This is a genomic window from Pilosibacter sp. YYHA0881, from assembly GCF_051602715.1.
Lineage (GTDB): Bacteria > Bacillota > Clostridia > Lachnospirales > Lachnospiraceae > Alitiscatomonas > Alitiscatomonas aceti.
Genome location: NZ_CP175657.1, coordinates 1,811,686 through 1,823,864 on the forward strand (window position 1 = coordinate 1,811,686; position 12,179 = coordinate 1,823,864).

The window sequence follows — 12,179 nt, forward strand, 5'->3', positions numbered from 1 at the left end:
TCCTGAATCTATACCATAAATTTTTTCATTCTTCCCAGCATTTCCAGGTCGTTCTCCAGATATACCGACGCCGCCAGGTTTTCATCATATTCCATACAGCTTCCCTTATCGGGACACAGGGGCAGGATCACTGCCTCCGAAAGCCTGGAAAGGGTCAGGTTCCTGGCAAACTGGCTCCGGTACTCCGTCTCCAGTACCTGGAGCAGATCCCGGGAGTTTTCGATGCAGCACACGGAGAACTCATAGAGAGCTTCCCGGCTGCAGCCGGAAAGCCTGGGGGCCGCGTAGGGAAGGATCATGTTCACCGACGGCTGGAGCCCCGCCACCTTCATATCCCGCCGGCGCACGGTATCGCCGCCGATAAAGGGATACAGGGTGGATTCCACGAACCACTGGCGCAGATTGGGCATGGAATAAATGCTCTCCACCGGCAGGTGGAAGGTCTCCATCAGATCCCGGCCATAGCCGGAGATCACTCCCACCACCACCTTTTTCACAGGGATCCCGGCCTTTTTGAGGCTTGGGGCCAGGGCCTGCAGCCGGTCGGCTTTATGGACCAGATCATCCACCAGGATCACCGGCCGGTCAAAGGACCTGATGGTCTTGATCTGGCTCTCCAGAGGCGAATAGTACGGGAATGCCTCGATGGCATAGGAATCCAGCTCCGGCTCGTAGACCTTATCGGTGTGGAGAGTCTTGGTTACCGTATTGGGCACTACCTTGCCCCTTAAGATCTTACCAAAGGGCACGCACATGTTTTCTCCCAGACGCCTGGGTGTCAGCGGCTCTCCCGGCACACCGTTTAAGGCTGTGATCCGGTCCACCATCCGGTGGTGCATGACGCCGGAGGATAAGGACAGCACCAGATTCCCCGGATACAGCTTCGTCATGGCCGTCTGGAGCTTTTTATGGTTTCTCTCAATGGCCGACAAAACGGCCGGGCTGCTGCCAAAGGGCTCTTTCAGGGTGGTCTCCAGATTGTGGAGGAGCATCAGAGGCTCATGCATATCCACCATGTAAATGACCCGCTTCTCCCCCTCTTCCAACAGCTCCGGACGCACAAAGCCCTGGCGCTCCAGAGCAAAAGCAGCCTCCTTGGAGACAGTCCCCCGTTCTGCGGCAAAAATGGCAAAGCTGCAGTTTTTCTCCAGGACCTGGGTAATGACCTCCGCCAGCAAAAGCTGGGCCGGATCCCGGATGGCCTCGCCGTCATGGATCTCCCTCTCCCTGGCGTGGATCCCGGTGATGTAAAGCACCTCCCGGCTGGTCCTCCGCCTTACGGCGTTGGCCAGCTCCATGCTCTTTAAAACACCGAACAGCTCCTCAGACCGCAGCTCCCGGAAGCTTACAAAGCCCACGGGACGGTCGCCCTCCGCTGCATTTTTAAGGATCAGCAGCTGGTCTTTTTCGTATCCGATCCTGGATAATACCGCCTCCGCCTCCGGATTCCGGTAAAGGACCGTATTGCCCAGATGGTCCAGCACCTCCCAGCCAGGCTGACCCTGGTTTTCAAAGGAAATGGCCTTGGCCCGCACAATGGGCTTATATTCCGGCTCCCGCAGATACAGCCCCTTATGGTAGATATACTCCTGGACCACTGGATCGATGAGGCTGGAGATATCCCTGTGCTTGTCGATATTTTCCCGGATCCTGGTGGAGCTGATGTCCTCCAGGCTCTTGGGAAGCTCCAGCTCCTCCACCTTTCCAGTGATGCACTCGTAGATCTCTCCCGGCCTGGCGTCCCCGGCCCGGCGGAAGATCAGATGATTGAAGCCATGGATAGAGTTTTCCTCCGGCTCCTTTTTATAGGAGCTGGCGTTATGGACCACGTCGGAGCCCGCCACGATATAGACCTCCTGCTCCGCAAAGATCTCCCGCAGCCGCTTCAGATCCGCCGGATTGGCGATATTGATGGGGATATCGTCAGGGAACAGATGGACGTAAAATTCATCGGCCATGGACATATTGACGATCTGCCTGCGCACCAGATGGGGCTGGGTCTTTTTAGACCAGGAAAATTCGTCAATGGCCAGGAACACCGTATAGCCCAGCTCCCGGATCCGCCTGGCGATCTCCTTGTGGGACAGAGTGAACGGGTCAAAGGTGCCCGGGAAGAACGCTACCTTGCTGCGGCCCTTTAAGACCACGTCCCCGGTGTAAAGCTGGTACCGGGACATGAACCGGCTGATATGGGCCAGGGCAGCTGCCCGGTAATAAAGGCTCAGCTCCCCGCCCTTGTTCTCATTTAATAAAAACAGAAGCTTTTTGGAGCAAAGGGAAAACAGGTCGTTTTTATCCCGCTCGGACATCTTCTCTGAGCCGAATACATGCTGGCCGATGACCAGCATGGCCTCCTGGCGCACCTGCTCCCGGTAGTTGGCCAGACAGCTTAGGATCAGCCCAAGGAGTCTCGTCCGCCGGTCCAGGGATACCTGCTCCGGCTCCCGGAACCTGGCGGGATAGCGGGAATAACACTCTAAAAGCACGCCCAGGGTGTCCAGGGCCACGGATACGATCTGCTCATTTCCGTTGGCTAACAGCAGATGGAGCCGCTCGATCAGGTCATCCAGCTGCTCCGGCGGAAGCCACAGGGCAAATTCGCCCAGATACTCGGGGATATACTTGGAGAACTCATACTCTCCCACCTCCAGCCCCTTTAAAAGCTCCACGGCGATCTCATTGGCCTGGTCTGTGGACAGCAGATGGCCCAGCCGCAGCAATGCCTTTCCCGCATCATGGCGCACGCCCACATGCTCGCTGACCTTGATGAGGTTGGACAGATGGGCGCAGATATGGAGGATGTGCTCCCGTCTTCCATGGTCCACCTGGTCGGCCAGCAGCTTGATATTTATGGCCTTTAAGATCCAGGGTGTCACAGACTTCAGATTCTCCAGGAAAATGTCGCTGACCACGTCGCTGCCGTACAGGATCCCCCGCTGGGACTCTGTATCCAGCCGGAGGTTCGTAAGGATCCGGTACTGTAAAAACACCATGGTGATGCTGCCGGTATCCATTTCCGTCACTGCCTTTCTCACCCGCTCATAGCAGGCGTTTTCCCTGGTGACCACGCTGGTGAGCACCTTTAAGGCCCGGACTGCGGCCACCCGCACCCGGTCGTCCTCATGGTCCATGTTATCCACGGCAAACTCCGCCAGGCAGTCCAGGCGGCCGCTTCTGGCACAGAGCTCGGCCGGCATGGAAAATACTGCGTCCAGAAGGGCGAATCTGGCATCCTCATCCAGCTCATGGCTTCCATCGAACCACCGGTAAAAAATGGTCAGCATTTCCTCCCGCACCCGGTCATCGCTGTGCTCGATCCCTGAAAGCAGCACGTATTTTAAGGAATTCTGGATCCGCCGCTTCTGCTGGAGAGTCAGACGATAATCGGGACAGATGAGCTTTTCCATATAGGCCTCCCAGAGGGTACGGGCCTGCCGGTCGTCCAGGTCGGCCATGTCGGCGGGGATCTCCTTCCTGTATCCTGCGTTGAAATTGGCGAACATCTTTCCAATCAGGGCCGCCGCCTGCCTGCGGATGTCCCCCTCCCGGTTTAAAAGCAGCTCATACAGGAAGCTGATGGTCTGTTCCTTCTGCTTATGATCCAGATGAATGGAATATTCATTGAAAATATTCAGATACGCCCGCACGTTCTTCCAGTCCTTCTCGCTGCGGGCCGCCTCCAGGATGTTTCCGAACTGCCGCTCTGACCCCAGACGGTGCATCACGTCGATGTTATGCTCAATGGCAAAATATAAAAAGGATGTGACGATCTGGCTGCTGTTCTGGATGGCGATATCCGGACGTTTTTCCGGCTTCGGCGGATTTCCGGACAGCTCCGTATCGGCCCCCAGAGAGCGCATATACCGCTCAAATTCATATAGCCTGGAATAAACGGCCCGGTAACGGTTCCTCTTGGCCTCGTCCACATTGTCCAGCTTGGACAGGATCACATCATAGGAATCCTTCAGGCTGTATATCTTCGTGATCTCTTTCCCTCTTTCATCCCGCATCTGCTTAACGCGGAAATCCGCATAGATCAGGACCAGGGACTCCACAGTGATATTGTCCAGCTCCAGATCCCAGGTGGAGTGATTGGCCGCGATATGGCCGATGCCCTCCATCTTATAGGCCATGAACCACTGGTTGGTATAGTAATAGTGAAGGTAAGGGACCCGTTCATTGGGCTTGCAGCCAAATTTCCCCAGATCATGGCCGGCAGCGGCTCCCGAGGATAAAGCCAGGTCGATGGGGACCCCCGCCTTTTTCAGCCCTCTGGCCACGGTCATGGCCACATGATGGACTCCCGCAATATGGCTCAGCGTCTCAAAGGGCGTAGCCTCCCGGTTTAAGCGCATCATCTCATAAATATACTGATCCCGGAATTCCCGCACAAACCGGCCGTATTCTCCAGCCCGGTCACAGCTCTGGTACTCCTCTTCCCCCAGCAGGGCAAAATCATTGAAGGGATCGAAGGGGACCGCCTTTCTCTCCTCATCAAAGAAGAACTGGAGCACGTTCAGGTAAACATACGCGCCCCTGGCATAGGACGCCGCCTTTTCGGAAAACTCCGGATCCGGATACAGGATATGAGTGGAAAATTTATAGGTAAAGGAGATCCAGCCCTCCTCCGGCTCCCCGGACAGGGCCCAAAGCTCTGGGTGGCACAGCTCCAGGATCTGTTTACAGGAAAGCCGCTCCCGGATGGGGAACAGGCTCTCAAGGGCCTCCTCCCACTTATCTCTTACAAATATCTCCTGCATGGTACGGCGGCTGATCCCGGCCTTTCTCAAAAAATCCCGGTCTGACAGCCGCGCGGCCAGCTCGGTGACCAGATGGCGGATATGTTTCGTTCCCATGGCCTCACCTCTTTTTCTTCATACTTTCTTATAGTATAATGACAGAAACGATTGTTTTCAAGAAAAAACCTCTTGACATTTCCTTATATTTGTATATAATAATAGTAACAATTATTATTATTAATGATTGTCATCCCGATGCGGGAGGAATATTTAAGGAAGGAGAGACAGGTATGAAGACGCTTAAGTACAGCCGTCAGAGAGAATCCATAAAAAACTGTCTGATGAACCGTACTGACCATCCCACTGCCGACGCCCTTTACCTTTCCATCCGCGAGGAATTTCCAAATATCAGCCTGGGAACGGTTTACAGGAACTTAAAGCTCTTGTCAGAGCTGGGCGAAATAGCGAGATTTTCCTGCGGGGACGGTTCTGAACACTTTGATTATGTGACAGAACCTCACTACCATTTTGTGTGTAAGACCTGCGGGGCTATCATCGATCTTCCCCAGAGCCTGGTGCACAAAACGGAGGAGCTTATGACAGGGCCGGCGCCCGGACGGGTAGACTCCCACACCATTTTCTTTTACGGAGAATGCAGTGAATGTCAACAAAAAATAAAAATTATCTGTTGACAAAAGGTATCAAATATGCTATATTAATATCAGTAACAATTACTATTATCGAAATTAAAAAAATCAAATCATAAAGGAGAAAACACTATGAAGAAATGGGTTTGCACAGTTTGCGGTTATGTTCATGAAGGCGAGACAGCTCCGGAGAAATGTCCGGTATGTAATGCACCGGCTTCCAAGTTCCAGGAGCAGGCAGGCGCTATGAGCTGGGCAGCAGAGCACGTTGTAGGCGTAGCTCAGGGTTCCAGCGAAGATATCATGGCTGACTTAAGAGCAAACTACGAGGGCGAGTGCAAAGAGGTTGGTATGTACCTGGCTATGGCAAGAGTTGCTCACAGAGAGGGATATCCGGAGATCGGCCTTTACTGGGAGAAGGCAGCTTACGAAGAGGCTGAGCACGCAGCTAAGTTTGCAGAGCTTCTGGGTGAGGTTCTTACAGACAGCACCAAGAAGAACCTGGAGATGAGAGTTGAGGCTGAGAACGGCGCAACAGCTGGTAAGTTCGACCTGGCTAAGAGAGCAAAAGCAGCTAACCTGGATGCGATCCATGACACAGTTCATGAGATGGCAAGAGACGAGGCTCGTCACGGCAAGGCTTTCCAGGGTCTCTTAGAGAGATACTTCGGCTAATTATTACAAATAATTAAGGGGGTGTCGCAAAATCATCAAATTAGATGATTGAGCGATACCCTCGCTCTATACATAGAAAAATCCGGAAGAAATCCTTTTCATTTGGAACTTCTTCCGGATTTTTGGCATACTTTAAATATTTCTTCCTGTATTTGTTCCACCCCTAGTTTTCAGAGCCAAAATAGAGCCAGTTGGAATCACTATCTGCGCGCCTTCAGCTTCTTCAATATCGCTATAACATCTGGTTGCGTTGGAGTAAATTTAATGCCGGTTTCAACATCCCCATAACTTTTCTCGCTTTTCGCTCAATCTCTCTGGCGGTATGCTCACTGGTCAGCATCAAATGATTTCCGGCAATCGTATATTCCCGTTCTATGTATTCTTCTGTTATCGGGAACATATCCTGTATCAGAAATGCGCTTTCCCGGCTATCGTCCAGCTTAACGATATGGAGAATATCACAAGGTTTCCCTTCTTTTTCCTTCTTCTCCATAATTCGTCTGTATTTGTCAATACGGCTGGACAATGGTATCATCCAGTATATTCCTATACTTGTATCCTCAAAGCAGTAATAATGCGGTCTGCTTCCCACCTTATTTCCTTTAAGATACGGATCTGTCATATTTTCAAAAAATTTATCTTTGATAATATAAAATCCTGTTTTCCTCATTTATTTGTCTTCATTATGGAAAAAGTCCCTCGCCTTGCGGCGAAGGACTATACTTTCAATCCAACCATTTATATACCGCATATTGGTCAGCGGTAAACTTTCAACCCGACCATTTATATACCACATATCGGTCAGTGGTAAACTTCCTTTGTACCTACATTCTAGCAAGTGCAAAGAGGAAAGTCAATAGGGATACAGAAACAGGATCATTATTAGCACCTATACGTGTATAATATGCATTATCATACATGACAGCGCCATTATCGGATGTCAGTTTTAAAATAATCACAGACTTATTAATAATTAACCATTCTAATCTTACTTCCTAACTGCCCTCGATAACGTTCTGTAATTGGTGTATTTTGTAATTTATCCCTCGCTCTCATTATGCAGCAATCCCTTTTTTCGTCCTTTTAAATTTCTTCCAACCGGAACTCTGCCTGCAGCGCCCTTAACATCTGCGCTTCCCGGCGGTGGCAGGTAAAAATGATCATCTGGCCGTCGTAGGCCGCTGAAAGCCACTTAAGCGCAGTCCGCAGCCGGTCGTCATCATAAAGCGTAAAGCTGTCGTCAAAGATCAGAGGGAAGGGCTCCCCATCCCCCTGAAGAAGCCTGGCAGCCGCCAGCCGCAGAGCCAGATACACCTGGTCCATGGCCCCGCTGCTGATGCTCTCCAGCGGCACCAGTCTGCTCTTTGTATTCAGAAATACGTTTAAATTTTCATCAATGCTCATGCTGTCATAGATTCCTCCGGTGATCCCGGATACCAGCCTGGACGCCTCCTTATTCAGGTACAGGCCAAAGGAATCCCGGATGGAGGAGGACAGCTCCGTCATGGTCTCCTGAGCCATCTCGATGGCCAGGATCTCTTCCCGGACCCGGTCGTTTTCCGCCAGCACCCGTTTTAAGGCCGCGGCCCTGGTCCGGCAGGTGCCAAGATGCTCCAGCTTCTTTTCCAGCTCCCACTGGGTCCTCTGCTGCTTTTCGATCATCTCGCTGCAGTTATTCTGTTTCTCCTGGAGAGAGCTGATATCTTCTGTATATTTATCCAGCGCATGCTCAGACTGGTCCAGCATATCACAAAGCTTTGAAAACTCTGCCATACGGCCATAAAACGTGTCCATGGCCTCCGAGGATACGGTCCCGTCTCCCAGATGCCGGGCCAGAAGCTCCGAAAGCTGCGCCCGGGCCTCTTCCATTTTTCTGTCAAAACGCTTTCCCCGGGCCGTCAGCACCATCGCCAGGACCAGGCCCATTATGGCCCCTCCTCCCCCGGCAATGACAAACGGCAGGAAACGGGAAAGATCTGTGATCCCCAGATATCCGGCCATAAGGGCGCCGCAGATTGCCAGGAGTATCCCCGCTCCCGCCAAAAGCTTCCGGGACCGTTTTTTGCACTCGCGCTCCGCAGTGCAGAAGCTGTCATACAGGGATCTGGCCTTTTCCTCACAGGCCGCCACCGATGACCGGTCTGTAAACTGGCCGTCCGCCAGCACCTGGCGGCTTTTTTTCACCTTTTCAGCCAGAGCTGCCCTCTCCGCCTGGGTATTTTCAATGATCCCCTTTACCTGGGAACGTGTTCTCTGGTAAACAGCCAGCTGGTTTTCATACTGGGGGGAGGAGATCTCCGCATCCACCGCCCGGATCTCCGCCAGCAGCGCCGTATACTCCCTGGATGCATCCGGGACCAGATTGGCCTCCAGGCTCCGCTTCTGGTTTTTCAAAAACGCCGTTGCCTTCGTTATGTTCAGCGATATATTCCCAGTGGTGTTCATGTTGGCGATATAGTTCTTCAGCTCGCCCACCATACCGTCCTCAGTAGCGCTTTTTAACTGGCTGATGCTGATGGTGTTATTATACGTCGTTTCATTGAGGCCTCCCAGGATCCGGTCCATCAGGGCACGGGTGGGCTCCTCCTCCCGTCCCTGGGTCTCGTTGATGATCCTCAGATACCGGTCGTCCTTGCGGAATCTCCTCTCAATGCGGTAGACCACGCCCCCCTGCTCCAGACGCAGCCAGCCCTCGTAGGTCCCACTGTTCTCCCATGGCTCGTACTTAGAATACAGATCATTTCTGGCAGCGCGCCCACGGCCCCGTTCCATTCCAAAGAGCATTCCCCGGATAAAGGTATGAAGCGTGGACTTTCCCGCCTCATTGCGGCCATAGATCACATTGATCCCGTCTGAAAAGGAGATGGTCCGGTCATGGATCTTTCCGAATCCGTTGATATGCAGTTCCAGCAGCTTCATGTTCCCTAACTCCTTTCATCCTTTGTCATCAAAAGCGCATGGATCCCATAATACAGGGCCTTTTTCTCCACCGGGCTCATATTTTCCTTCATTAATGCCTGGATATAAAATCCGATCATATCACTGGGATGGTCGGCAAACAGCGCGTGAAAATCGTACTGGGGCTCCGTTTCATCCAGGATCTCGCTGATATTCCACTGGCCCGCCAGAAGCTCCGGATCAAATTCCGTGTCCGGATCCCGCATGCCCCGGATCCGGAAGCGGTAAATATTGGATGCGCCGCGCTTTTTGATCTCGTCCGCAATGAGCTGGGAAAGCTCGGCATTGGTGGTCGCCGGGGTCACACTGACTACCAATGGGATATACTGGGCCTGGGCGGCTGCCTTGAATTTCAGAGAGGTCACATGGCCGGTGGCGTCGTCGATCTCTCCTGTCAGATAGCCGTGAGGGCCGGTCTCCGTAAGGTCCAGAGGCTCCGGGGAACCTGGATACGCCATCCGGTTTTCCAGAAGCACCGCAGGCTTATGGATATGGCCCAGGGCGATATAAGAAAACGGCAGCGCCGCCAAAGCGTTTTTATCAAAGGGCAGGTGCTTCGCATCCCCTCCATGGAGCATCAGGATCCTGGTCCGTCGGGAAGCAGATACAAAAAATCCCGCAGTCCTGTCTTCTGTGATCTCCGTCGTATGGTAGCTGAAGCCGTAAACCTCCGTGTTCAGATCCTCAAAATATACGGAGGTCATGGTTTCGTCCATCAGAAACGTCACATTGGGGCACCAGGAAAAGCTCAGAAGGGCAGAGCTTTTGCGGATCCGGTCATGATTTCCGGCGATGATCACCACCCGGGTCCCCGGGATCGTGGAAAACAGGTAATTGACCTCCTTCAGATTCCTGGCCAGCGGCTGGCGGTGGAACAGATCTCCCGAGATCAGAAGAAGATCCGCACGGCTGTCCCTGGCATCCTCAATGATGGCCTGGAAGGTGAGGCGGATGGCCTGCTCCCTCTTTTTCCCCCAGGGCCGGTCGCTGTCAGGCACCATCCCCCAGTGGATGTCTGCAGTGTGAATAAATTTCATGGCTGAATCCCCCAATTACCGAATAGAGACGAAAGGAGCGCAGCAGTCATCTGCGCGCTCCCAGTCACTCGTATTTTTTACAGATCACAGTTATTTACAGTACGCGGGAACGGAACCACATCGCGGATATTGCCCATTCCTGTCAGATACATCACGCAGCGCTCGAAGCCAAGGCCAAAGCCGGAATGGCGTACAGAACCGTATTTACGCAGATCCAGATAGAAGCCATAATCCTCTTCCCTTAAGCCCAGCTCCTTCATTCTTCCCAGAAGCTTGTCGTAGCTGTCCTCTCTCTGACTTCCTCCGATGATCTCTCCGATTCCCGGAACCAGGCAGTCCATGGCTGCAACCGTCTTTCCGTCCTCGTTTAGCTTCATATAGAACGCCTTGATCTCCTTTGGATAGTCCGTAACGAACACCGGCTTCTTAAAGATCTCCTCTGTCAGATAGCGCTCATGCTCCGTCTGGAGATCGCAGCCCCAGAATACTTTATAATCGAATTTATCGTTATGCTCCTCCAGAAGCTTGATGGCCTCCGTATAGGTCACATGACCAAATTCAGAATTTAATACATGGTTTAACCGGTCTAAGAGTCCCTTATCCACAAACTGGTTGAAGAAATCCATCTCCGCCGGGGCATTCTCCAGAACGTACCGGATCACATACTTTAACATTCCTTCAGCCACGGCCATATTGTCGTTGAGATCTGCAAAGGCCATCTCCGGCTCGATCATCCAGAACTCAGCCGCATGACGGGTGGTGTTGGAGTTCTCAGCGCGGAAGGTGGGTCCAAAGGTATAAACGTTGCGGAAGGCCATGGCATAGGTCTCTGCATTTAACTGGCCGCTTACGGTCAGGTTGGTGGGCTTTCCAAAGAAATCCTGGGAGAAGTCCACGGTTCCGTCATCCTTCTTCGGCACGTTGGCCAGATCCATGGTCGTCACCTGGAACATCTCTCCGGCGCCCTCGCAGTCACTTCCGGTGATCAGCGGCGTATGGACATAAACAAAGCCCTGCTCCTGGAAATATTTATGGATCGCATAGGCGATCAGGGAACGGACACGGAAAACCGCCTGGAACGTATTGGTCCTGGGGCGCAGATGGGAAATGGTCCGTAAATACTCAAAGCTGTGACGTTTTTTCTGCAGTGGATAGTCGGCATTGGAAACGCCCTCCACCAGCACCTGATCCGCCTGGATCTCAAAGGGCTGCTTTGCCTCCGGCGTCGCCACCAGGGTTCCCTTTACGATAATAGCCGCGCCTACGTTTAATTTGGAAACCTCCGCAAAGTTTTCCATTGTATCGTGGTAAACGATCTGAAGGGTATCAAAGCACGTTCCATCATTTAATACGATGAAGCCGAATGCTTTCGAGTCACGGATGCTGCGGATCCAGCCGCCCACCTGGACCTCTTTGTCCAGATATTTTTCACGGTCGCTAAAAAGCTCCTTAACAGTAGTCAGTTCCATTTTTCTTTCTCCTCAATTCTGTTTCTATAAATAAAAACCAGTTTATGACAGTATATCGTATTTTCAGCGGAGATTCAAGGGGAAGGTGGGAGAATCCTCCGGGAATCATCCTTGTATTTTCACAGCCGTTTTAGTAGAATAGGAAGGAAACCGAAAGACAGCATATGAAATCACATGCTCAAAAGCAAAGGAGCTGGTATCCATGGAGTTATATAACAAGCCAGTACAGGCAGCAGACAGCGGATCCTCTGAGGCGTATTCTGACCAGGGGATGGGGGAATGTTCTGGCTGGCCCTCCAGCCAGGGGCTGGATGAGCTCAGCCAGCAGCTGGTACATATTAACTGCCGGTTCGCGGACCAGAGCGATGACCTCAGCGGAATCACGGATGATATTTTAAAATTGCAGCAGGTATTAAACGCTGTATGCGAATCCCTTGAGAAAAGCAGAGTTTAAATACAGGGTGCATACAGTGCCGTTGTTATTTTCAAAATAGTATATATATTATATATAACAAAATTAATTAAATAGCAGTCTGCCTCTCGTGCTATTTTTTAGGCTTATTTCTTAATTCTTTATTAATTTCTGTATTCTCCTATACTTCCGATAATTTCTCTTATAAGAAGTATAATGTTCCTCGTAATGCAATTAGGAAT

At 52.0% G+C, this 12,179-nt stretch carries 8 protein-coding genes; 3 read left to right on the top strand and 5 right to left on the bottom strand.

What is annotated here, in order from left to right:
* Positions 1-8: 8 nt before the first annotated feature.
* Positions 9-4,856 (bottom strand): nicotinate-nicotinamide nucleotide adenylyltransferase, encoded by a 4,848-nt coding sequence (locus tag ACI6NM_RS08405; protein WP_262426687.1) that lies wholly within the window; start codon positions 4,854-4,856, stop codon positions 9-11.
* A gap of 173 nt (positions 4,857-5,029) precedes the next feature.
* Here ACI6NM_RS08405 and ACI6NM_RS08410 point away from each other — a divergent pair, with 173 nt between their 5' ends.
* Both ACI6NM_RS08410 and ACI6NM_RS08415 read left to right on the top strand, forming a co-directional pair.
* Positions 5,030-5,431, top strand: coding sequence for a Fur family transcriptional regulator (locus ACI6NM_RS08410; protein WP_022273137.1), 402 nt, complete (start codon positions 5,030-5,032; stop codon positions 5,429-5,431).
* Between the two features lie 87 nt (positions 5,432-5,518).
* Positions 5,519-6,061: an NADH peroxidase gene (locus tag ACI6NM_RS08415; protein WP_022273138.1), complete on the top strand. Its 543-nt coding sequence runs from the start codon at positions 5,519-5,521 to the stop codon at positions 6,059-6,061.
* Between the two features lie 232 nt (positions 6,062-6,293).
* Here the strand turns inward: ACI6NM_RS08415 and cptIN are convergent, their stop codons facing one another.
* The 4 genes from cptIN to asnS form a co-directional block, all read right to left on the bottom strand.
* Positions 6,294-6,731: a type III toxin-antitoxin system CptIN family toxin gene (cptIN, locus tag ACI6NM_RS08420; RefSeq protein WP_262426686.1), complete on the bottom strand. Its 438-nt coding sequence runs from the start codon at positions 6,729-6,731 to the stop codon at positions 6,294-6,296.
* 413 nt (positions 6,732-7,144) lie between these two features.
* On the bottom strand, positions 7,145-8,980 hold the full coding sequence (locus tag ACI6NM_RS08425; RefSeq protein WP_262426685.1) for an ATP-binding protein: 1,836 nt from the start codon (positions 8,978-8,980) through the stop codon (positions 7,145-7,147).
* A 5-nt stretch (positions 8,981-8,985) separates the two neighbouring features.
* The gene (locus ACI6NM_RS08430) at positions 8,986-10,056 is read right to left on the bottom strand and encodes a metallophosphoesterase (protein ID WP_438500846.1); all 1,071 of its coding nucleotides are present in this window, start codon (positions 10,054-10,056) and stop codon (positions 8,986-8,988) included.
* 77 nt (positions 10,057-10,133) lie between these two features.
* Positions 10,134-11,525 carry an asparagine--tRNA ligase gene (gene asnS, locus ACI6NM_RS08435; RefSeq protein ID WP_262426683.1) on the bottom strand — a complete coding sequence of 464 codons (1,392 nt, stop codon included), beginning with the start codon at positions 11,523-11,525 and terminating at the stop codon, positions 10,134-10,136.
* A gap of 202 nt (positions 11,526-11,727) precedes the next feature.
* On the opposite strand from asnS, the gene ACI6NM_RS08440 reads away from it, so the two are divergent.
* Positions 11,728-11,979 carry a hypothetical protein gene (locus ACI6NM_RS08440; protein ID WP_262426682.1) on the top strand — a complete coding sequence of 84 codons (252 nt, stop codon included), beginning with the start codon at positions 11,728-11,730 and terminating at the stop codon, positions 11,977-11,979.
* The last annotated feature ends 200 nt before the right edge of the window (positions 11,980-12,179 follow it).

What these genes read in the sequence shown, in the direction of transcription:
- asnS (WP_262426683.1), bottom strand. Translation starts at nt 11,525, where the DNA reads ATGGAACTGACTACTGTTAAGGAGCTTTTTAGCGACCGTGAAAAATAT.
- ACI6NM_RS08425 (WP_262426685.1), bottom strand. Translation starts at nt 8,980, where the DNA reads ATGAAGCTGCTGGAACTGCATATCAACGGATTCGGAAAGATCCATGAC.
- ACI6NM_RS08410 (WP_022273137.1), top strand. Translation starts at nt 5,030, where the DNA reads ATGAAGACGCTTAAGTACAGCCGTCAGAGAGAATCCATAAAAAACTGT.
- ACI6NM_RS08430 (WP_438500846.1), bottom strand. Translation starts at nt 10,056, where the DNA reads ATGAAATTTATTCACACTGCAGACATCCACTGGGGGATGGTGCCTGAC.
- cptIN (WP_262426686.1), bottom strand. Translation starts at nt 6,731, where the DNA reads ATGAGGAAAACAGGATTTTATATTATCAAAGATAAATTTTTTGAAAAT.
- ACI6NM_RS08440 (WP_262426682.1), top strand. Translation starts at nt 11,728, where the DNA reads ATGGAGTTATATAACAAGCCAGTACAGGCAGCAGACAGCGGATCCTCT.
- ACI6NM_RS08405 (WP_262426687.1), bottom strand. Translation starts at nt 4,856, where the DNA reads ATGGGAACGAAACATATCCGCCATCTGGTCACCGAGCTGGCCGCGCGG.
- ACI6NM_RS08415 (WP_022273138.1), top strand. Translation starts at nt 5,519, where the DNA reads ATGAAGAAATGGGTTTGCACAGTTTGCGGTTATGTTCATGAAGGCGAG.